General features: G+C 62.3%; 22 protein-coding genes. 15 read left to right on the top strand and 7 right to left on the bottom strand.

What is annotated here, in order from left to right; translation table 11 throughout:
* Nucleotides 1–18: 18 nt before the first annotated feature.
* The 6 genes from potE (at nucleotide 19) to OH720_RS12145 (ending at nucleotide 7,092) form a co-directional block, all read left to right on the top strand.
* Nucleotides 19–1,428, top strand: a complete 1,410-nt coding sequence (gene potE / locus OH720_RS12170) for a putrescine-ornithine antiporter (protein WP_008066776.1) — start codon at nucleotides 19–21, stop codon at nucleotides 1,426–1,428.
* Nucleotides 1,425–3,710, top strand: coding sequence for an Orn/Lys/Arg decarboxylase N-terminal domain-containing protein (locus OH720_RS12165; RefSeq protein WP_272605805.1), 2,286 nt, complete (start codon nucleotides 1,425–1,427; stop codon nucleotides 3,708–3,710). Before potE ends, OH720_RS12165 begins: the two co-directional genes overlap by 4 nt.
* Before the next feature lie 186 nt (nucleotides 3,711–3,896).
* Nucleotides 3,897–4,298, top strand: coding sequence for a hypothetical protein (locus OH720_RS12160; RefSeq protein WP_272605804.1), 402 nt, complete (start codon nucleotides 3,897–3,899; stop codon nucleotides 4,296–4,298).
* 222 nt (nucleotides 4,299–4,520) lie between these two features.
* Nucleotides 4,521–4,799, top strand: a complete 279-nt coding sequence (locus OH720_RS12155; RefSeq protein ID WP_272605803.1) for a DUF3303 domain-containing protein — start codon at nucleotides 4,521–4,523, stop codon at nucleotides 4,797–4,799.
* A gap of 302 nt (nucleotides 4,800–5,101) precedes the next feature.
* The gene (locus OH720_RS12150; protein ID WP_272606436.1) at nucleotides 5,102–6,370 is read left to right on the top strand and encodes an OmpP1/FadL family transporter; all 1,269 of its coding nucleotides are present in this window, start codon (nucleotides 5,102–5,104) and stop codon (nucleotides 6,368–6,370) included.
* Between the two features lie 47 nt (nucleotides 6,371–6,417).
* Complete coding sequence (locus OH720_RS12145) at nucleotides 6,418–7,092, top strand: DUF3313 domain-containing protein (protein ID WP_272605802.1); 675 nt, start codon at nucleotides 6,418–6,420, stop codon at nucleotides 7,090–7,092.
* 152 nt (nucleotides 7,093–7,244) lie between these two features.
* Here the strand turns inward: OH720_RS12145 and ligD are convergent, their stop codons facing one another.
* Nucleotides 7,245–9,851, bottom strand: a complete 2,607-nt coding sequence (ligD, locus tag OH720_RS12140; protein ID WP_272605801.1) for a DNA ligase D — start codon at nucleotides 9,849–9,851, stop codon at nucleotides 7,245–7,247.
* 184 nt (nucleotides 9,852–10,035) lie between these two features.
* Here ligD and OH720_RS12135 point away from each other — a divergent pair, with 184 nt between their 5' ends.
* Nucleotides 10,036–10,479 (top strand): cupin domain-containing protein, encoded by a 444-nt coding sequence (locus tag OH720_RS12135; RefSeq protein ID WP_272605800.1) that lies wholly within the window; start codon nucleotides 10,036–10,038, stop codon nucleotides 10,477–10,479.
* Nucleotides 10,480–10,488: 9 nt separating this feature from the next.
* Here the strand turns inward: OH720_RS12135 and OH720_RS12130 are convergent, their stop codons facing one another.
* Entirely contained in the window at nucleotides 10,489–11,232 is a 744-nt protein-coding gene (locus OH720_RS12130) for a tellurite resistance TerB family protein (protein WP_272605799.1), read from the bottom strand.
* 248 nt (nucleotides 11,233–11,480) lie between these two features.
* Here OH720_RS12130 and pcsA point away from each other — a divergent pair, with 248 nt between their 5' ends.
* The 3 genes from pcsA to OH720_RS12115 all read left to right on the top strand — a co-directional run bounded on the left by pcsA (nucleotide 11,481) and on the right by OH720_RS12115 (nucleotide 13,985).
* Nucleotides 11,481–12,203, top strand: coding sequence for a phosphatidylcholine synthase (gene pcsA / locus OH720_RS12125; RefSeq protein ID WP_272605798.1), 723 nt, complete (start codon nucleotides 11,481–11,483; stop codon nucleotides 12,201–12,203).
* 4 nt (nucleotides 12,204–12,207) lie between these two features.
* Entirely contained in the window at nucleotides 12,208–12,594 is a 387-nt protein-coding gene (locus tag OH720_RS12120) for a DUF488 domain-containing protein (RefSeq protein ID WP_272605797.1), read from the top strand.
* A gap of 464 nt (nucleotides 12,595–13,058) precedes the next feature.
* Nucleotides 13,059–13,985 carry a universal stress protein gene (locus tag OH720_RS12115; protein ID WP_272605796.1) on the top strand — a complete coding sequence of 309 codons (927 nt, stop codon included), beginning with the start codon at nucleotides 13,059–13,061 and terminating at the stop codon, nucleotides 13,983–13,985.
* A 19-nt stretch (nucleotides 13,986–14,004) separates the two neighbouring features.
* On the opposite strand, the gene OH720_RS12110 is transcribed toward OH720_RS12115, so the two are convergent.
* Nucleotides 14,005–14,817, bottom strand: coding sequence for a class I SAM-dependent methyltransferase (locus tag OH720_RS12110; RefSeq protein ID WP_272605795.1), 813 nt, complete (start codon nucleotides 14,815–14,817; stop codon nucleotides 14,005–14,007).
* A 39-nt stretch (nucleotides 14,818–14,856) separates the two neighbouring features.
* Nucleotides 14,857–15,126 carry a DUF4242 domain-containing protein gene (locus OH720_RS12105; protein ID WP_008063076.1) on the bottom strand — a complete coding sequence of 90 codons (270 nt, stop codon included), beginning with the start codon at nucleotides 15,124–15,126 and terminating at the stop codon, nucleotides 14,857–14,859.
* Between the two features lie 177 nt (nucleotides 15,127–15,303).
* Between OH720_RS12105 and OH720_RS12100 the strand changes: the two genes are divergently transcribed.
* Nucleotides 15,304–16,296: an AraC family transcriptional regulator gene (locus OH720_RS12100; RefSeq protein WP_272605794.1), complete on the top strand. Its 993-nt coding sequence runs from the start codon at nucleotides 15,304–15,306 to the stop codon at nucleotides 16,294–16,296.
* A 9-nt stretch (nucleotides 16,297–16,305) separates the two neighbouring features.
* On the opposite strand, the gene OH720_RS12095 is transcribed toward OH720_RS12100, so the two are convergent.
* The 3 genes from OH720_RS12095 to OH720_RS12085 form a co-directional block, all read right to left on the bottom strand.
* Nucleotides 16,306–17,520, bottom strand: coding sequence for a cytochrome c biogenesis protein DipZ (locus OH720_RS12095; RefSeq protein ID WP_272605793.1), 1,215 nt, complete (start codon nucleotides 17,518–17,520; stop codon nucleotides 16,306–16,308).
* 70 nt (nucleotides 17,521–17,590) lie between these two features.
* Entirely contained in the window at nucleotides 17,591–17,845 is a 255-nt protein-coding gene (locus OH720_RS12090; protein WP_272605792.1) for a hypothetical protein, read from the bottom strand.
* A gap of 48 nt (nucleotides 17,846–17,893) precedes the next feature.
* Entirely contained in the window at nucleotides 17,894–18,157 is a 264-nt protein-coding gene (locus OH720_RS12085) for a DUF2790 domain-containing protein (RefSeq protein ID WP_272605791.1), read from the bottom strand.
* Between the two features lie 294 nt (nucleotides 18,158–18,451).
* On the opposite strand from OH720_RS12085, the gene OH720_RS12080 reads away from it, so the two are divergent.
* The 4 genes from OH720_RS12080 to OH720_RS12065 all read left to right on the top strand — a co-directional run bounded on the left by OH720_RS12080 (nucleotide 18,452) and on the right by OH720_RS12065 (nucleotide 23,822).
* Nucleotides 18,452–19,192, top strand: a complete 741-nt coding sequence (locus OH720_RS12080; protein WP_008063067.1) for a response regulator — start codon at nucleotides 18,452–18,454, stop codon at nucleotides 19,190–19,192.
* Complete coding sequence (locus OH720_RS12075) at nucleotides 19,189–20,502, top strand: ATP-binding protein (protein WP_272605790.1); 1,314 nt, start codon at nucleotides 19,189–19,191, stop codon at nucleotides 20,500–20,502. Before OH720_RS12080 ends, OH720_RS12075 begins: the two co-directional genes overlap by 4 nt.
* A 118-nt stretch (nucleotides 20,503–20,620) precedes the next feature.
* Nucleotides 20,621–22,804, top strand: a complete 2,184-nt coding sequence (locus OH720_RS12070; RefSeq protein ID WP_272605789.1) for a hypothetical protein — start codon at nucleotides 20,621–20,623, stop codon at nucleotides 22,802–22,804.
* Nucleotides 22,791–23,822, top strand: coding sequence for an NAD(P)/FAD-dependent oxidoreductase (locus OH720_RS12065; protein ID WP_272605788.1), 1,032 nt, complete (start codon nucleotides 22,791–22,793; stop codon nucleotides 23,820–23,822). Before OH720_RS12070 ends, OH720_RS12065 begins: the two co-directional genes overlap by 14 nt.
* Nucleotide 23,823: the final 1 nt, after the last annotated feature.

Genomic DNA, 23,823 nt, shown 5'->3' with positions numbered 1-23,823 from the left:
AACTTATGAGGCAACGGAATGTCAGTCGCAAAAAAAATGAGTGTGGGGCAGCTGACGATGTTGACTGCGGTCAACATGTTGGGCTCAGGCATTGTGCTACTACCATCGAAACTAGCGGAAGTTGGGGGAATTTCGATTCTTTCCTGGCTGATCACAGCCACCGGTTCCCTCGCATTGGCCTATGCCTTTGCGCGATGCGGGATGCTCAGCCGCAAGACCGGCGGCATGGGGGGATATGCGGAGTACACCTTCGGCAAGGCCGGTAACTACATCACCAACTACACCTACGGCCTCTCGCTACTGATTGCCAACGTGGCCATCAGTATCACCGCGGTCGGCTATATCCAGGAACTGTTCCACATTGAACTGAACTCACTGCAAGTGGGCCTGGCGACCATTGCGCTGTTGTGGATCACCACGTTCGCCAACTTTGGCGGTGCGCGGATTACCGGTCGCATTGGCGCCGTCACCGTGTGGGGCGTGATCGCACCCGTGGTGCTGGTGTCCACCGTTGGCTGGTTCTGGTTCGACAGCAGCGTGTATGCCGCCGGCTGGAACCCGCACAACATGGCCTGGTACGACGCCGCGGGGGCCTCGGTGGCGATCACCTTGTGGGCCTTCCTGGGCCTTGAGTCAGCGTGCGCCAACACCGATGCGGTGGAAAACCCCGAGAAGAACGTACCGATTGCGGTACTCGGCGGCACCCTCGGTGCGGCGGTGATCTACATCGTGTCCACCAACGTGATCGCCGGCATCGTCGACAACCCGGAACTGGCCGCCTCTACCGCACCGTTCGGCCTGGTGTTCGCCAAGATGTTCACCCCGCTGGTGGGCGACATTGTGATGGCGGCGATGGTACTGGCCTGCATCGGCTCGCTGCTGGGTTGGCAGTTCACCATCGCCCAGGTCTACAAGAGCTCGGCGGACACCGGTTACTTCCTGTCGATCTTCGCCAAGGCCAACAAGGCCGGGACGCCAATCGTCGGCATGCTGGTGCTGCTGGCCGCGCAGACGGCCTTGGGCTTCCTCACCATCAGCCCGGACCTGAGCAAGCAGTTCGACACCCTGGTCAACCTCGCGGTGGTCACCAACCTGGTGCCATACATCCTCTCCATGGCCGCGCTGATGACCATGCAGAAAGTGTCCAACGTACCGCCAGGCAAGGCGCTGGCCACCAACATCATTGCCTGGGTGGCGGCGGCCTACAGCTACCTGGCGCTCTACAGTTCCGGCGAACAGGCGCTGATGCTCGGCGGCGTGGCGACCATCTTCGGCTACACGCTGTTCGGCTTCGTCAACAACCGCCTGATCCGCCTCGAAGCACTCAACAACAGCGTGCCGACACAGACCGTCAGCGCGCAGCACATCACGGGCCAACCGGTGCCGGTGAACAGCTTGAACAAAGCCACTCTGGAGATTAACGCATGACGGAATATAGACACTCACTCGGGATGCTCGCGCTGGTTGTCAGCAGCCCGGCGGACAAGCGTACGGTGTTTGGTCGCGCCCTGACCCAATTGGTCAGTGACGTAGAGGGACGTGGCGTCAGCGTGCTGGCCTCGGAAAACCTCAGCGATGCCGCGTCGATCCTGCGTTCGGACCCGGCCGTTCAATGCGTGCTGATCAGCTGGGAAATGGACACCAGCGAAGGTCACGAAGACTGCATCAAGTTGCTGGTCAAGCTGCGCGAACGCAACACGCGGGTGCCGGTGTTCCTGATCAGCGACCGGACCACCGCGTCGAGCATTCCATTACTGGTCATGCAACACGCCGATGACTTCATCTGGCTCCCGGAAGACACCAGCCGCTTCCTCAGCGGACGTATCCTGGCGGCCATCGAACGCTATCGCCAGGCCGCCCTGCCCCCGATGTTCGGGGCGCTGGTGAAGTTTGCCAGGTCGTATGAGTATTCCTGGCACACCCCCGGTCATGCCGGTGGCACGGCGTTTCTGAAAAGCACCGCGGGCCGGGCGTTCTACGAGTTCTTCGGGGAAAACCTGCTGCGTTCCGACCTGTCGATCTCGGTCGGCGAACTGGGCTCGCTGCTCGATCACAGCGGCCCCATCGGCCAGGGCGAGCGCTACGCGGCCAAGGTGTTCGGTGCCCACCGCACGTATTACGTGACCAACGGTTCGTCGATGTCCAACCGCGTGATCCTCATGGCCAGCGTCACGCGTAACCAGATCGCCCTGTGCGACCGCAATTGCCACAAGTCCGCCGAGCATGCGATGACCCTGTCGGGGGCGCTGCCGACCTACCTGGTACCGACGCGCAACCGCTACGGCATCATCGGCCCGATCCTCCCGCAGACCCTGAGCGCCGAAGGCGTGAAAGCGGCCATCGCCAACAACCCGATGGTCAAGGACGGCATCGACCCGACGCCGGTCCACGCGATCATCACCAACTCCACCTACGACGGCCTGACCTACAACGTCACCCGCGTCGAAGAACTGCTGGGCCAGAGTGTCGACCGCCTGCATTTCGACGAAGCCTGGTACGGTTATGCGCGCTTCAACCCGCTGTACCGCGACCGCCACGCGATGCACGGCAGCCCGGACGACCACGATGCGTCGAAGCCGACCGTGTTCGCCACCCAGTCGACCCACAAGTTGCTGGCGGCCCTGTCCCAGGCCTCGATGATTCACGTGCGCAACGGCCGCAACCCGATCGAACATGCACGCTTCAACGAGTCGTACATGATGCACGCCTCGACCTCGCCCAACTACGCGATCATGGCCTCCTGCGACGTCAGCTCGGCGATGATGGAGGCGCCCAGCGGGCAGATCCTCACCAGCGAATCCATCGAAGAAGCGGTGTCGTTCCGCCAGGTCATCTCGCGCATGCACCACGAGATGCTGAGCAACGATGACTGGTTCTTCACCTGCTGGCAGCCGCCGACCGTGCAAGTGGGCAATGCCACGGTGCCGTTCCACGAAGTCGATCCGCTGCTGCTCAAGACCGAGCCCAAATGCTGGGTCCTGCACCCCAACGAGGTGTGGCACGGTTTTGGCGACATCGAGGAAGGCTACTGCATGCTGGACCCGATCAAGGTCTCGGTGCTCAGCCCCGGCATGGGCGACGACGGCAACCTGCTCCCCACGGGCATCCCGGCCTGTGTGCTGACGGCGTACCTCGGACGCCAAGGCATCGTCGTGGAAAAAACCACCGACTTCACCATCCTGTTCCTGTTCTCCATCGGCATCACCAAGGGCAAATGGGGCACGCTGGTCAACGCGCTGCTGGACTTCAAGCGCGACTATGACGACAACGTCGAGCTGGAGCTGTGCCTGCCCGACCTGCTGGCCGGCAACCAGACCCGTTACGCCGGCATGGGCCTGAAAGACCTGGCGGACGAAATCTTCGCCGCCATGAAGCAGCACAAGACCACCTCGGCCATGGCCCAGGCGTTCGGCACGCTGCCGCAAGCGGTCTTCAGCCCGGTGGAGGCCTACGAGAAACTGGTGCGCAACGACATCGAACTGGTCACCCTGGAACAAGCCGCCGGGCGCATTGCCGCCACCGGCATCGTGCCGTATCCGCCGGGCATTCCCCTGCTGATGCCGGGCGAGAACGCCGGGGCTGCCGACGGTCCGCTGCTGGCCTATCTCAAGGCACTGGAAGCCTTCGACAGATCCTTCCCGGGTTTCACCCATGACACCCACGGGATCGAAGTCGAGGCTGGGGTTTATCGGATGCTGGTACTCAAGTAACAGGTCCACGCAATACCCCTGTAGGAGCGAGCCTGCTCGCGAAAAACGTCCAGACAACGCGGGCATCCAGACAGCCCGCGTCATCGTTGACGTCCATCGCGAGCAGGCTCGCTCCTACAGGGATCGATCACGTTCAATCCATTACCTATGGGCAAATTCAATCACAGCGCTCTATGATTGAACCCCATGACCACCTCCGCTCCGATCCGCCAACCCTGCCCGCCCGGCGCCTGCGACTGCGGGCGTGACCCGCTGCTGGAAACGCCCGGTGCGGACCTGCGCATCCTGTTCCTGACCCGCGCGGAAGAAAAGCGCCTGGTCGAACGCCTGGAAAACCTGCAAAGCCTGCAGGACCTCGAGCACCTGCAACGGCGGATGTTCGAGCAGTTGGGCATTCGCGTGGACATCGCCCCCGGTTTCAATGAAGTGCGCACCATGCGCGGTATCGGCATTCAAATCGGCGAATTGCCTGGACTGTGCCGCAAGACCCGGGCAGCGATCCCGGCGGCGATTCGCCGGGCCATGGAGAGGCGTCCACAAATCGCCTATGAGCTGCTCAACGCCAACGACCTGTTGCGCGACGCCTGATCCACCCCGCCGCTGTTTCGCCGCTGAAACAGGCGCCCCACCCCCCCTGTAAAAGAGGATCGGCGGTCGTACGTGAAGTGCGCGGCGCTGCTATGCCTTCTGCAGGGAGCAGTCGTTTCAGGCCAGACAGGATGACGCTGGCAAGGCAAACGTGACCGAGGTCCCGGCGCCAACCCGGTGCGCGAAGACAGACAGGTGCCGATCCCTGGAAGGAGGTGGCAGATGTTGTTCATCGTCAGCTGGAAAATCAGTTCGGCCAATCGCAACAGCGCGATCGAACGCTTTCTCAAGACCGGTGGCGCACCACCGGAAGGCGTCAAGATGCTCGGACGCTGGCACGCCGTCGGTGGCGCGGCCGGTTTTGGCGTGGCCGAGGCCAATGATCCGGTACCGATCCAGAAGTGGGTACTGCAATGGAGCGACCTGATGACCATGGAGGTCCAGGCGGCACTGACTGACGAACAGATAGCGCCGCTGCTGGCAGCCGCTGTTGGCAAGTAATGGCATCGAGGCGGCGAGAGATGCTCGCCGCCTCGGTTCGAGGAGATATGGCAACCTGTTCAACCGCAAGTATGACTTGCGTGGCAGCAACACCCGTCCATGGCGCCGGCGCGTTCGCTGACACTGGGCCTGAACTATCGGTTTTAACTAGCTAATTACTGGATATTTCACGAGACCTACCTACGCTCTTTCGCGAAGGGAGACAAATTTTATGGCAGTCAGGAGACTGCCCCGAGGAAATTCACGCTGGGGGCCAGCGATGGCCACCGGTGTTTGTAATGGGCTGGCATAAAGGTAACCCGATGCAGATGAAAAATTGCACCCTACCCGCCGTCTCACTGCTCGCCCTGTGCTGCCAGCAGGTACACGCCGGCGGCATCATGCTTTACGAAGTCGGCACCGATAACGTCGGCCTGGCCAACGCCGGTGCCGCCGCCCGGGCCCAGGGCCCCTCCACCATCGCCAGCAACCCGGCGGGCATGAGCTACCTGCCGGGCACGCAAATCACCGCCGGCTTGCAGGTGCTTTACGGCGATATCACATTCGATCGCGACGATGGCACCAACGTGTCGGGCAGCGGCAGCGGCAACGCTCTTGAGCCCATGCCCGGCGCCAGTTTTTTCGTCAGCCATGAACTCGACGACCACTGGAGCGTCGGCTTCGGTCAGTACGGCGATTTCGGGCTGGCGGTCAATTACGACAACGACTGGTCGGGGCGCTACTTTGCGCAGAATTCCAGCCTGCTAGGTCTGTCGATGGTCCCCAGCGTGGCCTACCGCTTCAACGAGCAGTGGTCGGTGGGCGTCGGTGTCAAGGCCATGTACGGCATGCTGCAGGCCCAGACCGCCATCGACCGCTCGCCGTTCGGCTTCACCGACCGCGGCGACGGCCAGTTCAAATACAAGGACAAGGATTGGGGATTCGGCGCCAACGTCGGAGTGATCTACGCCCCGCAACCCGGGACCCGCCTGGGCCTGACATACACCAGCAAGGTCGACCTGGAGTTCGAGGACGGCCTGGACGTCAAGGGTAACGGACCGTTGTTGCAACGCCTCGACGGCACCACCACCAAGCTCGACATCACCGTGCCGCAAACCATTACCCTGAGCCTGTTCCAACAACTGGACCGGCAATGGGCCCTGCTGGCCTCGGTCAACTGGCAGGACTGGTCGGAATTCGGCGATATCGGCATACAGGTCGACACCTCGGCAAACGATGCTCGCTCAACGAACATCGACGCCGGCTTCAAGGACACGTGGCACCTGTCACTCGGCGCGCAATACCAGGCCACCGAGCAACTGCTGTGGAACGTCGGCATGGCGTACGACAGCAGTGCCGTGTCCGATGGCAAGCGCTCGGTGATCGTGCCCATGGCCGAATCCTGGCGCATTGCGACGGGCGCCACCTATGCTCTGAACAAGGACACCGACGTCAACCTCAGCTGGGCGATGATCTGGATGGGCGACATGCCGGTAGACCAGAGCAAGGACCTGTCGGGCAATCGAATTTCCGGTCAGTTCGACAGCGCCTGGATTCAAACGGTGACGGGAAACATGACTTGGCGTTTCTGATTCTCTGCCAATGAAAAAACGACTTTATCCAAGGAGCACACAGCACTATGAACCTGACCCGTAGATTACTCGTCGGCACTGCCCTAGCCGGGCTCCTGCTCGGTGGTTGTACATCGAAAGTCACCGAGAAGGAGCAGTATTCGGGCTACCTGTCCAACTACAACAACCTGCAGGAAGTCGAAACGCCCAGCGGTGGCACGGCGATGCGTTGGGTGAGCCCGTCGTGGAACCCGAATGCCTATGACACCGTGGCCTTTACCCGTCTGGAAATGTACCCGGCGCCCAAGCCTGATGAGCGGGTCAACAAGCAGACACTCAGCGACATCCAGAACTACATGACCAACAAGGCCAAGGCCACGCTCGGCCAGAAATATCGCGTGGTCTCCAGCCCGAGCGCAGCGCCGGCCGGTTCGAAAGTCCTGGTCATGCGTGCCGCCATCACTGGCGTGAGTGCCTCCAACGAAGGCATGAAATGGTATGAAGTGGTACCCATCGCTGCCGTCGTCGGGGCCACGCAGGCAGCCACCGGGCACAGGGATCAGGATACTGAACTGTTTATCGAAGCCGAGTTCATTGACGCGAAAAGCAACCAGACCGTGGCCAAGGTTGTACGCAAGGTATTTGGCAAGCAGCTGTCAAACGAAAGCCAGAAAGTCACCGCGCAGGACTTCAAGGCGGCGATCGACAAGCTGGGTACTGACTTCCAGGCGTTCCTCAAATAAAACGATGGCTGGCGCTTCTGTAGGAGCCAGGCTTGCCGGCGAACCAGACGCCGCGGTGTAACAGGTACACCGCGTTATCGTTCTTCGCGGGCAAGCCTCGCTCCTACGGGCGAACCAGACATCGCGGTGTATCTGTTACACCGCGTTCTTCATCAGGCCTTTTTCATCCCCACCCGCCGCTGCATCTCCGCCGTAATCGTCTGCCGGGTTTTCTTCATGTCCGCCCAAGGTCCGTGGCCCACTTCCACCAGGCGTTCGTGAACAGTGTGGATGTTCCACTGGTTGCCGCCCTTGAGCTCGGCAATCTCCTCACGGTAGATCGGCACCGACACCGGCAGACCTTCCCGGGTACGCACGGCGTAGGCGCAGATGGTGGTCGCGCCCAAGCCGTTGCGCAGGTAATCGATGAAGATCCGCCCCACCCGGTTCTTCGGCCCCGACACCGCGGAAAAGCGCTCCGGCAGCATCTTGGCCATGTGGCTGACAATGGCGTGGCTGAAATCCTTGACCTCATCCCATCCCAACTTGCGGGTCAGTGGCACCACCAGGTGAATGCCCTTGCCGCCGCTGGTCTTGAGGAACGCCTTGAGCCCCAGCTCATCGAGCACGGTCAGGGTCAATTGGGTGGCCTCGACCATGCGTTTCCACGGCAGCGCCGGGTCCGGGTCGAGGTCGAGGACGAAGCGGTCGGGTTTGTCGAGGTTGTCCGAGGTGGCGTTCCAGGTGTGTAGCTCGACAGTGCTCATCTGCACCGCACCGATCAAGGCTTCGGCATTGTTGATGAGCATCATCGGCTGGCCCGTGAGTTGCTGGTCGAGGGTGGTGATGCCAGGGATCGCCAGGCGCTCGGCGTTTTTCTGGAAAAACAGTTCGCCAGCGATGCCATCCGGCGCACGCACCAGCGCCACGGGCCGGTCCTTGAGTTGCGGCAAAATCCACTCGGCGACGCTGGCGTAGTACTGCGCCAGTTGCACTTTGGTGGTGCCACTGCTGGCGTCGATCACCCGGTCCGGGTGGGTGATGCGTACCTTGCCCTGATCCAGGCCGATTTGCGAAGGCGCAGGTTCGGCTTTCTTCTTCGCGGCGGCAGGTTTGGCCGCGGCGGTTTTTTTCGCGGAGGCAGTTTTCACGGCAGTCGTACGCTCCTCGGTAATGTCTTTGGCAGGCTTGTCGTCACGCAGGCCATGGAACACCGCATGGCGCACCGAACCGTCCTTGGTCATTTCGGCAAAGGCCACTTCCGCCAGCAAGCGCGGTCTTAGCCAGTGCACAGCCTTGAACTCGGCACCGCTGGGCGGGCTGGCCACCGCGGGTTTCTTCGTCTGCAGGGGCTTGAGTTGTTGATGAATGCTGTTGAGGGTCGCCTCGGTAAACCCGGTGCCGACCTTGCCCGCGTAGCGCAACTCACCGCTGTCGCGGTCATGCAGCCCCAGGAGCAACGCACCGAAGGCATTGCGTGAACCTTTGGGGTCGGTGAAGCCGACAATGACGAATTCCTGTCGATGCTTGCACTTGAGTTTGACCCAGTCACCGCTACGCCGGGAGACATAGGGCGAACCCAGGCGTTTGCCGATCAGGCCTTCCATCTGCATTTGGCAGGCGCTGTTGAGCAAGGCCTCCGGGTCTTCGCCAAAGGAGTCAGAGAAGCGCAGCAGCGGGTCTTTGCCGGTTTTTAGCACCGTCGAGAGCGCAGCCCGGCGTTCCTCGACGGGCACCTCACGCAGGTCCACGCCATTGAGATAGGGCAAATCGAACAGGTAGTAGAGAATATTGCCGCTGCGGCCGGCCTCGAAGGCGTTTTGCAAGGCCTGGAAGTCCGGGACGCCCTGTTCGTCGGCCACCACCATCTCACCGTCCAACCAGGCCGATTCCAGGCCCAGGCCCGCCAGCGCCTTGGCCTGGCCAGGCAACTTGTGGGTCCAGTCGTGGCCGTTGCGGGTGAAGAGTTTGACCTCATCGTGGTCGATGCGCGCCATGATCCGGTAGCCGTCGAACTTGACCTCATAGCTCCACTGCCCGCCCGGGGCCTTTTCCACCAGCGTTGCCAGTTCCGGTTTGATCTGGCCTGGCAGTTCGGCCTTGCGCGCGCCGGTGAGAGGCGCGGACTGTTCTTTGCGTGGCTCTTTACTGGTTGGGGCCGCGGGCTGCTTGATGGCCTTGGCCTTGGCGTTGGCGGCCTTGGGGGCCTTGGCGACGATAGTCCGTTCGCTGAGCACGCTGTCGGGCTCGGCGGCAACCACGTCGTAATCACTTTCCGGCCGGGCGGCACCGTCCTGGTGCTTGATCAGGAACCATTGCTCCTGCTTGCCCGGCATGTGCGTGCGCACCAGGTTCCACAGGCCCCCGAGCTTCTCGCCTTGCAGTTCGAACTTGAGCCGGCCCTTGGCATAGGCCTTGGCCGGATCCTCCTGGGGAATCCACACGCCACGGTCCCAGACGATGACATCGCCGGCACCGTAGTGACCTTCAGGGATGTTGCCTTCAAAGGTGGCGTAATCGAGCGGGTGATCCTCGACATGCACCGCCAAGCGCTTGACCTTGGGGTCCAGCGACGGTCCCTTGGGTACCGCCCAACTCTTGAGCGCGCCGTCGAGCTCCAGGCGGAAGTCGTAATGCAGGCGCGAGGCATCGTGCTTCTGGATGCAGAACTGCAGGGCATGGTCCTTGGCTTTTTTTCTGCCCGTGGGCTTGATGGCGACTGGCTCCGACGTCGCCGAAAAGTCGCGCATGCGGTTGTAGTCATCGAGGTTCTTGTTCATGGCTCACCTGCGAGGTGCTGCAGGGCGCTGGATCAGCACTTCCCTCTCTCAGCAGAGCGAGCCATGGCGCGGAAAATTCCATCGCCGTCGAAACTGCCCGGACGGACGGCCCCGTGCCGCAGCTGTCGGCGGGCGCTCAAGCGCCTACAATCGGTGGGTGCCGCCTCATCTCCGGAGAGCAATCATGCGCACGGTCCACGTCCTCCAGACCCCACCGGCGTCGGTCAATGTCGTTGGCGAAACGATTACTGTCCTGGCCGGCGGCGATCTGGAAAAACCCTTTGAAATGCACATCCAGGAAGGCGTGCAAGGCGGCGGCCCGCCCCCGCACTTTCACCCGTGGGACGAAGCGTTCTACGTGGTGGATGGCCAGGTCGAAGTGACCGTCGAAGGCACCTGCAGCACCGTCTCGGCCGGAGGCTATGTGCATATTCCCGCCGGGGCGATTCATGCCTACAAGAACGTCAGCCCCACTGCCAGGATGATCGGCGTGGTGTCCGATCCGCGGGGCGGGCAATTTTTTACGGCGATGGATCAGTTCAAGGTACCCGAGGATCTGCCGCGGATATTCGAGGTGGCCGAGCGTTTTGGCGTGACGTTCCTGGTGCCCGAACCACCGGTTTCCTGATCGCCCGCGTCAAGGTGTGCCTTTGGCCTGCTGTTCCAGATGTACCTGCAAATCCGGTTCGATTTGCAGCGCCGCCGCCAGTTCATCCAGATAACTGCGCTCGGCATCCTGTTGATCATCCACCAGCATCACACTGGCCAGGTACATCTCGGCGGCGATGCCAGGGTCGGTTGCCGACTGGGCCACCTCGGCAGGGTCAAGCGGCTTGGCGGCTTCCTCATCCAGCCACTGCTGCAACTGCGGATCATCGGTGTGCCGGGCAATTTCGGCATTGATCATCCGCGTCTCGGCGTCGTCGAACCGGCCGTCGGCCTTGGCCGCCGCGATCATCGCCCGCAGGATCGCATGGCTGTGTTCCTCGACTTCCGGGCCCGCCAGCATGTCCACCGTGCGCATCGCCTGCTGCGGCGCCTGTTGCTGTTGCGTGGCCTGGCTGCGTTGCCAGGACTGATAGGCCTGAAAGGCCATCATTCCCAACGAAGCCAGCGCTGCATAATTGGTACCACCACCGGAACGCGATTGCGTTGCGCCGCCCATCGGCGAACCTCCGCCCAGCAAACCACCGAGCAAGCCGCCGAGGCCGCCCATACCGCCTGCGCCGGCACTGCTGGCGCCGCCACCGCCCAACAGGCCGCCAAGCAATCCGCCCAGGTCACCCAGGCCACCTTGAGCCGACGCCCCACCGCCGCGCTGTTGCGCCATCGAGCCCTGGCCGGCCCGCAGTAATTGTTCGAGCAGATCGCTGGTGTTCATGACGACGTCCTCATCGATGGGAGTGATCCAGTCAGACAACGATAGTCCTCGCGTGTAAATGTGCTACCACCGTCCGGCTGACGCCCTGCCGATTTATCCAGAGTATTTTTTGCCGACGCAGCTAAGATTCATAGGGGGTGAACCTTATTCCCGGATACCCGGTCGATACCTGCAACCCCACCCCGGTTTGCCGCCGCCCGCCCGATCAGGGCGATACTGGCTTGCTTCACTTTCTGGAGAGCGCCCCCGTGATATCGACCCTACACATCGCCAGGCTCAAAGCCTGGGGTGCCCATGGTTTTACCGCCACCGGCGTGGTCACCGCCTTCCTCGCGACCCTTGCCCTGCTCGATAACCAGCCGACCAATTGCCTGCTGTGGCTGGGCGTAGCCCTGATCGTCGATGGCCTGGACGGCGCGCTGGCGCGCAAGGTCAACGTGCAGTCGGTCCTGCCGAGTTTCGACGGCTCGATTCTCGACCTGGTGATCGACTACCTGACCTATGTGTTCATCCCGGCACTCTTCATCTATCGCTACGTCCCGTTGCCGGACTACACGCTCCTGCTGACCGTGTCGCTGATCCTGGTGTCGTCGCTGTTCTGCTTCTGCAACGTCAACATGAAAAGCAAGGACAATTACTTCCAGGGCTTCCCCGCCGCCTGGAACGTGGTTGCCCTGTGCCTGTACATCATCGCGCCGTCACCCTGGATCACCTTCCTCACCGTGATCGGCCTGGCCCTGTTGACCCTCACACGGATGAAATTTTTGCATCCGTTCCGCGTGCGCCGCTTCATGCCGATCAACATTGCCGTGACGGCGATCTGGCTGCTGTGCAGCCTGTCGCTGGTGATCAACCACCCGGTGATCAATCCGATGGTCATGGGGCTTTGGCTGCTGATGTCGGCGTACTTCCTGGGGATCTGCTTCTGGCGCACGGCGCTGGAGTGGTTCGACGGATCGCGGCTCAAGTAGCGCCATGCCTGTCCATATCGTGCGCCTGGGCACCCCGCGAAAACCCGACGAAGGCCTGCGCCTGGGCACAGTACGCCGTCCACCCCGTGGCGTACCGAAGGCCGAGTTTGCCAGCCGGGATTTCTATGACGTGTGGCAGCCGCTGCTTTCGCCCAGCCCGGAGCTGGTACAGCAGGCCCAGGCCGCTGAAGACGACAAGGCCTGGAATGCGTTCAGGCGCAAGTTCAAGGCCGAAATGAACCACCCTGCCCCTAGTCAGATGCTCGATCTGCTCGCCGCCCTTTCGCATCACACCTCACTGGCGGTGGGCTGTTATTGCGAGGACGAAGCGCATTGTCATCGCTCGGTGTTGCGCGAGTTGCTGGAGGCGCGGGGGGCGGAGGTTGTGTAGGAGCCAGCGGTGCGGCGATCCGACTTGCCGGCGAAGGCGTCCTGACAGCCGACTTATATTTCTTGCCGGAGTACATATCCATTCCTGCGGTAACGGCCACCAATGGTTTCGCCCTTACGGCGAGTCACTTGGAAAAGCCCCAAGTAACCAAGGGCTCTTGCCCCTGGCGTTCGGTGCCTCGCTAAGGCTCGGCACCGAGTGGTGGGGCAAGAGCGCTTTGGTTACTTTCGCGCTTTTCGAAAGTGACTCGCCGTAAGGGCGAAACCATAAGACGCCGTTACCGCAGCAACGGATATGCACTCAGACAACAATCCCCCACAGGCGTTGACGCACAGCCCCAGGCCGTGAGGAGGCAAGCAGTTCAAGAGGTCTGCTCACTTGATTCCCTACACCCCCTCCCAGCATGGTCAATACTCAAGGATTGAAGCCAAGCCAAACAACCGCTACCCCTCGGGAGGTTTGTCATGTCTGGTCAATCTCGCTTCATGCTGGTGACTTCGCCGCTGATGGAACACAGCCCTGCTTTCGACCGGGCGGCCGCGCTGGCCAAGGCGGAGGGCGCGGCGTTGCATATCGTGGCCTTCGACTACCTGGAAGGCCTGGCCACAGCTGGCATGGTCAATGAAAAGGCGCTGGAACAGATGCGCCTGGGTTACGTCGATCGCCACCGTCAGTGGCTGGAAGACCAGGCCCGGCCCCTGCGCAAAATCGGCGTAACCGTCACAACGGAAGTGGCATGGGTGCAAAACCCGCTGGAGGAAATCCTGATTCACCTCAAGGAACAGCCGATGGATGTGCTGATCAAGGCGCTGGAACACCAGTCGTTGCTGTCGCGGCTGATCTTCACCCCGCTGGACGTGCATCTGCTGCGTGAGTGTCCGGTACCGTTACACTTCGTCAGCCACGCGGTCAACGCGCTGCCACGCAAAGTGGTCGCCGCCGTCGACCCTTTCCATCGTGATGATCACTACAAGAGTTTCAACGACCGCATCCTGCACGAGGCCACGAAGCTGGCGACTGCCTGCAATGCCGAACTCGATGTGGTCTACGCCTACGACCTTTCGTCCATCAGTTCGGACGAGTTCGGCTTTGACAACGGCTCGGCGTTTTTTTCCTCGAGCCGCAACAAGACGCTGTATGACGCACAGCTCGAAGCCTTCAACGAACTGGCCGAACGCAATGGCATCGCCGAAGCGCAACGGCACATGATCATGGGCAACCCGGCCAAGGTCCTGACCCGCTATGCCGATGCCTTTGACGTCGACGTGATCGTCATGGGCCGTCTCGGCCATCGTGGCATGGGGCGCTTGATCGGTAGCACGGTGGAGCACCTGTTGTACAAGATGCCGTGCAGCGTGTGGGTGGTGTACACCGAGCGGCTGGATGAATAGCCGCTCGATGCACGGGTTTTCAACGCCTGGTGATCACCACTTCCAGGTACTCACTGGGCACCACCATCGACTTTTCCCCCGCCCGGTTCAGGCGGTTGAGCAGTTCGGTCAGGTCGTCTTCCAGGGCCTTGGCGCCGTCGGGGGGCAGCGCCGCGAAGGCCTTGTGGATCGGGCCGTACCAGCTGCGGAAGGTGTCGATGAAATGCTCGGCCGAGCGATAGCGGAAGTTGAAGGTCCGGCGAGTCACCTGCACCAGGAAATCGCGCTCGTCGAAGTGCTTGTGCAACCAGGCTTCGGTGCCCCACTGCGACGGCGGTTGCGCGCCGGGCGGTGGCGGCATGTGCCGGCCCAGGGTCTTGAACATCTGGCCGACGAATCCTTCCGGGGTCCAGTTGGCCATGCCGATCCGGCCACCGGGGCGACACACTCGCGCCAGCTCCGCGGCGGCCTTGGCCTGGTCGGGTGCAAACATCACACCGAAGGTTGAAAGCACCGCGTCGAAACTGGCATCGGCGAAAGGCAGCGCTTCGGCGTCCGCCACCTGGAAGGTCACGTTCAGGCGTTCCGCACGGGCGCGGTCTTCGCCACGTTCGAGCAATGCGGCCACGTAGTCGGTGGACACCACCCTGCAACCGCGACGCGCGGCGGCCAAGGTGGCGTTACCGTTGCCGGCGGCAACGTCCAGCACCTGTTCATCGCACAACAGGTCGCAGGCCTCGGCCAATTGCTCGCCGACGATCTGCAAGGTGGTGCCGATCACGGCGTAGTCGCCACTGGCCCACGCGGCCATTTGACGGGTTTTCAGGGCAGTAAGATCAATGGGTGTACTCATGAAGACAATCTCTGGTTTGGAACAGCATCGGGCACAGGCTCACTCAGCCGTGGTGGGATCGATGATGTTCATGACCTGGGAAATCCGATTGGCCGGGAAACCGCCCTGCCGGGCATGCTCCCTGATGAGCTCCTCGTTTGGCGCGATGTACACGCAATACAGTTTGTCGCCGGTGACATAACTCTGCAGCCATTGCACCTCTGGCAACTCGCGCAACACCCTGCAGGACTTTTGCGAGACGGCTTTCAAATCCCTTTCTGACAGTGCTCCGGCGCCTGGAATCTCGCGTTCAATGACGAACTTGGGCATGGCAACCTCACTTTATTCTTATTGATGACAGGACCCGGTGGCCCTGTGTGCAAACTATCTCTCTGACGCCGGTCGGCGTCCTGCCCGATCGTCGGCCAACATTGCCCGATCGTCCGGAGAATGCACCTTGGGCCGCAGCGCGTTCACAATCAGTAACCCCCGCACGGGAAAACGCCCATGGACGCCCTGTCACAGACCCTGCGCGTCGTCCGCCTGGTCGGCGCGATTTTCATCAACGCCAGGTTCACCGCGCCCTGGTGCTATCAGTCGCCGAGCGCCGACACCGCGGCGCCGTTCCTGGAACCCGGCGCCGAACGCGTGGTGATCTTTCACTTGATCACCGAAGGCGAGTGCTATGTAGAGCTGGGGGATGATCCGCCGCTGCTGCTCAACCCTGGCGACGTGGTGATTTTCCCCCAGGGCCACGCCCATCGCATGAGCTCCCAGCCGGGATTGACACCCGCCAGCGGTGCGCGACTCGACGAAGTATTGGCACGGCGTCCGCGGCAGTTGAGCTACGGCGGTGGCGGCGCGGTGACGCGCCTGGTGTGCGGCTACCTGGCCTGCGACACGCGCCTGGCCGGCATGTTGCTGGCCGGACTGCCGCCCGTGGTCCGGGTCAACGTGCGCGGCTCCAACGCCGGCATCTGGCTGGAGTCTTCGGTGCGTTATGCCTTGGCCGAAGCGCGATCGCCAAGGCCTGGGGGCGAAGGCGTACTGGCGAAACTGGCCGAGGTGCTGTTCATCGAAGTGCTGCGCCTGTACATGCACGAACACGGCAAGGGCCGCACCGGTTGGCTGGCCGGCGTGAGCGACCGCATCGTCGGTGCCGCCCTCAACGCCTTGCACAAGAAACCCTGCCACGCCTGGACCCTGGATGAACTGGCGCGCACTGCCGGTACCTCGAGATCGGTCCTGGCGGAACGCTTTGCGCAACTGGTGGGGGTGACGCCGATGCAATACCTGACGCAATGGCGCATGTTGCTGGCGGCCAATCTGTTACGCAGCAGTAACAGTTCGTTGATGCGCATCGCCGAAGAGGTGGGTTACCAGACCGACACGGCGTTCAGCCGGGCCTTTCGCCGTGAGTATGGAGCGCCGCCAGCGGCATGGCGGCGCAGTCAGGGTAATCGATCAATGGCTCACAACCCCGGGCCTGCGAGCCATTGATCCTCAGGTTCAGGCCGCTGGCGCCTGGGCCTTCGCCTCTTCCAACAACTGCTGGATCATCTTTTCCTGTTCGTCGTAACGACCTTCGCCAAAGTGGGTGTAACGCACCTGCCCCTTGGCATCGATCAGGTAGTGGGCGGGCCAGTACTGGTTGTCGAAGTTGCGCCAGATCGCATAGTTGTTGTCGATCGCTACCGGGTAGGTGATGCCGTATTCCTGCACCTTGTCCCGGACGTTGTCGATGATGCGTTCGAACCCGTACTCAGGGGTGTGCACGCCGATCACCACCAGGCCATCCTTCTCGTACTTCTTCGCCCAATCCTTGACGTACGGCAGGGTGTGCTTGCAGTTGATGCAGTCGAAGGTCCAGAAGTCCACCAGCACCACTTTGCCTTTGAGCGATTCGTTGGTCAGCGCTGGCGAGTTGATCCACTCCACCGCACCGGTCAGCGAAGGCATAGCGCCCTGGGCGTTGTCCATGGGATCGGCCTTGACCTTGCTGACGAAGTAATCGACAACTTTCGGCACGGTTTCCAGCACGCCTTTCTCGACGCTGCCGACCCCTTGCGACGAGGTATTGGCCAGCAGCACATCGTCTGCTCCCGTGGCAATCACCGCCGCACCGGCCAACACCGCCACACCGGCACCACGACGCAACCAGCCAGTGACCGGGATCGACGGTTTCAAGCGATTGACCAGGCCACGACCGGCGAAGACCAAGGTACCCAGGGACAATGCGCTACCCAGGCCGTAGGCCACCAGCAACAGACTGGTGCCGGCGTTCGCGCCCTGCAGCATGGCGCCGGTGAGAATCACCCCGAGGATCGGCCCGGCGCAGGGTGCCCAGAGCAGGCCGGTAGCGACACCGATCAGGATCGAACTCAGCGGGCCGGACAATGTGCGGCTGTTGGGGTCGATGCGATTGCCCAGCGCCACGAACGGACGTGCCAGCCAGTCTCCGACCCGCGCGGAAATCAGCGACAGGGCGAACAGCATCATCACGACCAGTGCCACATGGCGCCCGGTGTTGCTGGCTTCGATCACCCATTCACTGCTGACCACGGCCAGGCTGGAGATCAGGGCAAACGTCAGGGCCATGCCGCCGAGGGTCAGCATGATCGAGGAACGCGTACGGTCGGCACCGGCGAACAGGAAAGGTACGACCGGCAGGATGCACGGGCTGAGGACGGTCAATATGCCGCCCAGGAAAGCGATGAGTAACATGGGGATCACCTTGAAATAGAGGGTGGCAACTCACCTCCGTCCCCTGTGGGAGCGACGGTGTATTTGGGCTTCAGGCCGTCTGGCTATCGAGCAGCTTGCCCTGAGGCGTGCGGCTGGAACCGTTTTCTGCCACCACTTGCCCCTGCGGCGTGCGGTTGTAGCCGTCCTCGGCGAGGAAGGCATCACCGCCCTTCCCGTCAACCGGCGTCAGCTGAAAGCAGGTGCTGCTGCCACAAGCGTTCTGTTCTACAGCGGCGTTGGCATGGGCCGCGGCACCGGCAACGGAGAAAGCAATGGCGGTCAAGAAGCGGGTGACGTTGTTCATGATGTTGCTCCTGGCTAAATTGGAATGCGCTAAGGGTGATGACTGGACTCAGTTGTCCGAACTGCAGTTGTCGGCCAATTTGCGGTAGTCCAGGACCTGGGTCTTGCTCTGGGAGTCCAGGTAGGTCAACTGGGCATTCACCACGCCGCAGGAAGGCGAGGCATCCTGTTTCAGCGACAGCACTTTCTTGATGTCCAGGTGCGTGCCGTAGCTGTAGCTCATCGGGGTAACATCAGCTTCAGCGCGGGCCGACAAGGTGCAGATGTTCAGGGCGGCAAACAGGCAAGCGGCGTAGATGGCTTTGGTGTTCATGGCGGTTTCCTCAAGGTTCATCGTTTGTTGGCAGAGGCGTCTGGGTTTGCCTCGATGGAACCTATTAGAAGCCTGCGAGGTATCCCGTATGTGTCGGGAACCGGCGCGGGTAAATCGGCAAGTATCTGGGCCGGGTCGGGATACACAGGGATACAAAACCCGGCAAAATGACTGTTTTTGCGTCGGTGTGTATCCGCCGTCAGGCCAGATACACTGCAATACAAAGGGCGGCGGGCGAGCGGGCCAAGGCTCGATAGACTGTGCGACATCCCCCACTGACAGAGGCAAGTCCCCATGGAGCACGTCGATCACATTCTCATCGTTGACGATGACCGCGAGATACGCGAGCTGGTGGGCAACTACCTGAAGAAAAACGGCCTGCGCACCACGGTCGTGGCCGATGGCCGGCAGATGCGCAGCTTCCTCGAATCCACGCCGGTGGACCTGATCGTGCTGGACATCATGATGCCGGGCGACGACGGCCTGATGCTCTGCCGCGAACTGCGCGCCGGCAAGCACAAGGCCACCCCGGTGTTGATGCTCACCGCGCGCAACGACGAAACCGACCGCATCATCGGCCTGGAAATGGGCGCCGACGACTACCTGGTCAAGCCCTTCGCCGCCCGTGAACTGCTGGCACGGATCAACGCCGTACTGCGCCGCACGCGCATGCTGCCACCGAACCTGGTGGTGACCGAATCCAGCCGCTTGCTGGCCTTTGGTCGTTGGCGCCTGGACACCTCCGCCCGGCACCTGCTCGATGGCGACGGCACCATGGTCGCCCTCAGCGGCGCCGAGTACCGGTTGCTGCGGGTGTTCCTCGATCATCCGCAGCGGGTGCTCAACCGCGACCAATTGCTCAACCTGACCCAGGGCCGCGACGCCGACCTGTTCGATCGCTCCATCGACCTGTTGGTCAGCCGCCTGCGCCAGCGCCTGCTGGACGACGCCCGCGAGCCGGCCTACATCAAGACCGTGCGCAGCGAGGGCTACGTGTTTTCCCTGCCGGTGGAAATCGTCGGTGCGCCAGCATGAACCTGTCACTGCGCTGGCCCCGCACCCTGGCGTCAAGACTGTCGCTGATATTCCTGGTCGGCCTGATCCTCGCCCAGGCGCTGTCCTTCGGTGCGCAGTACTACGAGCGCTATGAAAGCTCGAAAAACACCATGCTCGGCAACCTGGAAACCGACGTCTCGACCTCCATCGCCATCCTCGACCGCCTGCCGGCGCAAGAGCGTGCGAGCTGGCTGCAACAACTGGATCGACGCAATTACCGCTATCTGCTCAACGAAGGTTCACCCGGCACCGCCATGGACACGGACATGCCCGAGGCACCGATTGCCATGACCTCGATCAAGAACTCCATCGGCAAGGACTACCCGATGACCTTCAGCGATATTCCAGGGCCCGCGAAACATTTCCAGGTGCACCTCAAACTGTCGGATGGCAGCCCGTTGACCATCGACGTGCGGCCTTCGATGGTACCGCTGTCGCCCTGGCTGCCCATCGTCCTGCTCGGGCAATTGGCGCTGATGATTGCCTGCACCTGGCTGGCCGTGCGGATCGCCATCCGCCCTCTCACCCGCCTCGCCGAAGCCGTGGACACCCTCGACCCCAACACCCACCCGGTGCTGCTGGACGAAAAAGGCCCGACCGAAGTGGCCCACGCCGCCAAGGCCTTCAATGCCATGCAGGCACGCATCGCCGCCTACCTCAAGGAACGCATGCAACTGCTGGCGGCGATCTCCCACGACCTGCAAACGCCGATCACCCGGATGAAACTGCGCGCCGAATTCATGGACGACTCGGTGGAGAAAGACAAACTGTGGAACGACCTGGGCGAGATGGAACACCTGGTGCGCGAAGGCGTGGCGTATGCCCGCAGCGTCCACGGCGCAACCGAAGAAAGTCGGCGCACTGACCTGGACTCGTTCCTCGACAGCCTGGTGTTCGATTACCAGGACATGGGCAAGCAAGTGCAGCTGAGCGGCAAAAGCGCCACCGTTATCGACACCCGCCCCCACGCCCTGCGGCGAGTGCTGGTGAACCTGACGGACAACGCGCTCAAATTCGCCGGCGCTGCGGAACTGCTGGTGGAAAAGAAAACCGACGGCAGCGTGTCGGTCAAGGTCATGGACCGCGGCCCGGGGATTGCCGAAGCGGAACTGGCCCAGGTCATGCAACCGTTCTACCGCGTGGAAAACTCGCGTAACCGCAGCACCGGCGGCACCGGCTTGGGCCTGGCCATCGCGCAACAGCTGGCGCTGGCGATCGGGGGATCGTTGACGTTGAGCAATCGCGAGGGTGGTGGCTTGTGTGCCGAGCTCAAGTTGCGCGGTAAATGACGGTCGCTGCACCACCCGGCCACTGCCTACCATTGGTCGCTACTGTCATATCTGACAGTAGCTGACGCCCACAGGTTGCTGTGCAATCGCTCTCCGCCAAGGATTCGGAGAAACTGCCATGGACCTGCCCCAATCGATTACCCGACTGTGTGCGCGGCTGGCTCCCGGTGGCTGGCATTCGTTGCTGTTGTCCCATGGCCTGGACATCCTGGCGGTACCACTCGACGCCGAGCTGATCAAGCCGCTCACCATCGACCGCAGCCTGCGTGGTTTCGAGGACTTCGCCAGCGCCGGCATCCGCGCCATCGAAGCCGCACAACCGGCGCGCAGCCTGCTCTATCACGCGCTGGCCTCACCCGGGGTGACCCACGACGACGCCGGCCAGCCTTTGCAATTGTTCCCCACGCCCGGCGAAATTGAAGCCGTCCTGGATTATGTCTATGGCGTCAGCCCGCCCACGCTTGAAAGCCTGCAACAACAGGCCCAGGGTCGCCCCCTGGCAGTGGCGGTGTTTGCCAGCCAATACCGCAACGCCGCCGATACCGTGCACGGCCAACACGCCGACCTGTGTTTCTCGCGCACCGGTATCGCCCGGGTGGGCACCGCGCCTTGCCAATACGACGCGCAACTACGCAGCTTCCTGCCGTTCGTAGAACACGACCCCTACGGCATCCGGATAATGCCCGTGCGGTACAGCGCCTACATCGCCATGCAACACAAAGGCGATGCCGCACGCTTTGGACCGATGGACTTCCAGGCTGGGGATGCCGATCTGGACTTCTGGGTGCCGTTGCACAAGCTGTTCAACGGAAGGCAATGCATGGCCGGGATGGATCTGACGCTGGACCTTGAAAACCATCAGATCAACGAGAAGCTGCGACACATTCATCTGCGCCATAGCGCAACCGGCTGGCAGGAGCCGCAGATCAGCCAGCCGCCTTTTGTCATCCGCGATGGCCTGGCCCATTGGGCAACCCTGGACGACCTCGGCCCTGGCCTGCTGCTACCGCAGGTCAAAGCGAAGCTGGTGGAAGAAGCTGCTTATCAGGGCCAGCGTCTGGCCTTCCTGATGCCGGCCAACACTGGTGGCATGGTGCATGGCCGCCACACGCTGGATGCGGAAGGTCGGTTCGAGGATCTCAATGACCTGGAGGGAGTGGCGGAACGGGTCAAGCAAGGTGGCTACCGCGCCCTGCACTATCACGACGGTACCGCCGACGGCTGGGTCCGGGCCCATTGCCAGCCCCTGGACAATCTCCTGCCATCGGTGGCGGCGTATTCGGTGATTGGCGCCCCGGACTTCTTTGCCCTGTGCATCCAGCGTCAGTTGATACGCTGGGCACGTGAGGAACCCGCCCTGCCCAACCCGAACATCTGGCATGCGCGGCTGGAGGCGTTGTCGAATGTACGCTACTGCGCCAACCTGAACCTGCAGGATCAACCCTTTTCGGCTGAAGATCGCGGGGTAACTGCCATCGTGGCGTTGCCGTACGACACTCAATCCACATCGTTGCCGGCTAAAAGCGTCGCCCCCATTGCCCGCCCCTCCCCGCTGCCGGACGCCGCGGCGGGGATCTTCGGTCCCGGCTGGGAAGTCGGCTGGGTGCGGCAGCGCGGTGAGGACGGGAGCTGGTTGAACATGCTCTCGGGTTACCAGATGGCCAGCCCCTTTACCGAGGACGTACGCATTTGTGCGGCCCTGGGTTCCTACTGGCCCGGCGTGGCGCCGGACTCCGCCCGCACCTTCGAACCGCGATCGAGCCTGCACAGCATCATCCCGCTGACCGATGCGGAAATCGGCCAGGGCGACGCCCCTGCCTGGGACCATCAGCAAGGGCCGCAGTTGGTAGAGCATGATGGGCGGATGCTGGTGCGTTACCACGCCTACGAATACAGCGACTACACCCAGGTGGCCCTCGATGGGCGTTTCTCCCTGCATTTGACCGGCCGCGTCACACCACAGGAGTACCAGGAACGCGTGCTCTCGATGCACCGCGTGTACAACGTTCTCGGGGCCGGCAGTGACCATGGCCAGCGCAACACCTGGCCATTGCTGGCTTTCCGGCGGGTGCAACGACCGGATCCGGAACTCGACACGGCCCAGCAGGAAGCGGGTCTGATTCTCGATGGCTGGGTCCATCGCTACCAGGTATATAAACGCGGTGCCAGCTGGACCCCGGACAGTGATTTCAAGCTGCGCTACGTGGCCATCGAACGCCAGGTCAGCCTGCTGGTCGGTGCCGGGGCGATCCTGATCAAGGAAGAATCGGCAGCTTGGCAGGTCGCACTTGAAGCCCTTTGATGCCGTGGTGATCGGCGGCGGTCCGGCAGGTTGCGCGGCAGCGATCAGCTGTGCACAACGCGGCTTGCGGGTGGCGCTGCTCGAGCGCGAAAGGTTTCCACGGTTTCGTCCTGGGGAAAGCCTGCACCCGGGCATCGAACCCTTGCTGCAGCAACTCGGGGTCCCGACCTTTTCTGCTCAAGGCGTGGTGCGCTTTTCCGGACACTGGGTACAGTGGAACGGTCCGCTTCGCTTCAACGACTTTGGCGGTGACAGTGGCGGCACCTGGCAGGGTTTTCACGTCGCCAGAGCAACGCTTGACACGGCGTTGCTACAGCGGGCTGCGACGCTTGGGGTCAGTGTATTGCAACCATGCCAGGCCCGGCGCCTGCTCACCCATGACCGGCGGGTGATAGGCGTGGAAACCGACAAGGGCCCTCTGTTGAGTACCTACCTGATCGATGCCAGCGGTGCCGCGGGCTGGCTGAGTCGCCAACACCGCCTGAGCGTTCGGCGCTGTTCACCGCTGCTGGTAGCCCGGTACGGTTATCTGCAAGGCTGTCTCGAACCTTATGAATATGCCCCGCACCTGTTGGCCGACCCCGACGGCTGGACATGGGTGGCAAACGTCCAGGATCAATTGCTGCACTGGACGCGCCTGTGTTTTGCCGAGGGCAAGTCTACTCCCCATGCCGTGCCCGAAGCGTTGCGCGGCTTACCCTCATCAGGTCCGGTTCTGGGTGCCGATGTCACTTGGCGCGTGAGCACGGCGCCGGCCGGTGCGGGTTACTTCATGGTGGGCGATGCGGCCAGTCTGCTCGACCCTGCGGCTTCCCATGGGGTACTCAAGGCCTTGATGAGCGGCATGCAAGCGGCACAAGCGCTGTTCGACAGCCTTGAGCAGCCCACTATCCAGTATTCGGCGCAGGGGCAATACAGCCAATGGGTCAGCGATTGGTTTGCCCGTGATCTGGCGCAGATGCGCCACTTTTATGCGACTCATCCGTGCCCGCCGGATTGGCTGGCGTCCTGGGGTTGAA

It is taken from the genome of Pseudomonas sp. WJP1 (assembly GCF_028471945.1).
GTDB lineage: Bacteria > Pseudomonadota > Gammaproteobacteria > Pseudomonadales > Pseudomonadaceae > Aquipseudomonas.
The sequence above is the reverse complement of the archived record's forward strand: the minus strand, read 5'-3'. Positions and strand labels throughout refer to the sequence as shown.

What these genes read in the sequence shown, in the direction of transcription:
- potE (WP_008066776.1), top strand. Translation starts at nt 19, where the DNA reads ATGTCAGTCGCAAAAAAAATGAGTGTGGGGCAGCTGACGATGTTGACT.
- OH720_RS12165 (WP_272605805.1), top strand. Translation starts at nt 1,425, where the DNA reads ATGACGGAATATAGACACTCACTCGGGATGCTCGCGCTGGTTGTCAGC.
- OH720_RS12160 (WP_272605804.1), top strand. Translation starts at nt 3,897, where the DNA reads ATGACCACCTCCGCTCCGATCCGCCAACCCTGCCCGCCCGGCGCCTGC.
- OH720_RS12155 (WP_272605803.1), top strand. Translation starts at nt 4,521, where the DNA reads ATGTTGTTCATCGTCAGCTGGAAAATCAGTTCGGCCAATCGCAACAGC.
- OH720_RS12150 (WP_272606436.1), top strand. Translation starts at nt 5,102, where the DNA reads ATGCAGATGAAAAATTGCACCCTACCCGCCGTCTCACTGCTCGCCCTG.
- OH720_RS12145 (WP_272605802.1), top strand. Translation starts at nt 6,418, where the DNA reads ATGAACCTGACCCGTAGATTACTCGTCGGCACTGCCCTAGCCGGGCTC.
- ligD (WP_272605801.1), bottom strand. Translation starts at nt 9,851, where the DNA reads ATGAACAAGAACCTCGATGACTACAACCGCATGCGCGACTTTTCGGCG.
- OH720_RS12135 (WP_272605800.1), top strand. Translation starts at nt 10,036, where the DNA reads ATGCGCACGGTCCACGTCCTCCAGACCCCACCGGCGTCGGTCAATGTC.
- OH720_RS12130 (WP_272605799.1), bottom strand. Translation starts at nt 11,232, where the DNA reads ATGAACACCAGCGATCTGCTCGAACAATTACTGCGGGCCGGCCAGGGC.
- OH720_RS12120 (WP_272605797.1), top strand. Translation starts at nt 12,208, where the DNA reads ATGCCTGTCCATATCGTGCGCCTGGGCACCCCGCGAAAACCCGACGAA.
- OH720_RS12115 (WP_272605796.1), top strand. Translation starts at nt 13,059, where the DNA reads ATGTCTGGTCAATCTCGCTTCATGCTGGTGACTTCGCCGCTGATGGAA.
- OH720_RS12110 (WP_272605795.1), bottom strand. Translation starts at nt 14,817, where the DNA reads ATGAGTACACCCATTGATCTTACTGCCCTGAAAACCCGTCAAATGGCC.
- OH720_RS12105 (WP_008063076.1), bottom strand. Translation starts at nt 15,126, where the DNA reads ATGCCCAAGTTCGTCATTGAACGCGAGATTCCAGGCGCCGGAGCACTG.
- OH720_RS12100 (WP_272605794.1), top strand. Translation starts at nt 15,304, where the DNA reads ATGGACGCCCTGTCACAGACCCTGCGCGTCGTCCGCCTGGTCGGCGCG.
- OH720_RS12095 (WP_272605793.1), bottom strand. Translation starts at nt 17,520, where the DNA reads ATGTTACTCATCGCTTTCCTGGGCGGCATATTGACCGTCCTCAGCCCG.
- OH720_RS12090 (WP_272605792.1), bottom strand. Translation starts at nt 17,845, where the DNA reads ATGAACAACGTCACCCGCTTCTTGACCGCCATTGCTTTCTCCGTTGCC.
- OH720_RS12085 (WP_272605791.1), bottom strand. Translation starts at nt 18,157, where the DNA reads ATGAACACCAAAGCCATCTACGCCGCTTGCCTGTTTGCCGCCCTGAAC.
- OH720_RS12080 (WP_008063067.1), top strand. Translation starts at nt 18,452, where the DNA reads ATGGAGCACGTCGATCACATTCTCATCGTTGACGATGACCGCGAGATA.
- OH720_RS12075 (WP_272605790.1), top strand. Translation starts at nt 19,189, where the DNA reads ATGAACCTGTCACTGCGCTGGCCCCGCACCCTGGCGTCAAGACTGTCG.
- OH720_RS12070 (WP_272605789.1), top strand. Translation starts at nt 20,621, where the DNA reads ATGGACCTGCCCCAATCGATTACCCGACTGTGTGCGCGGCTGGCTCCC.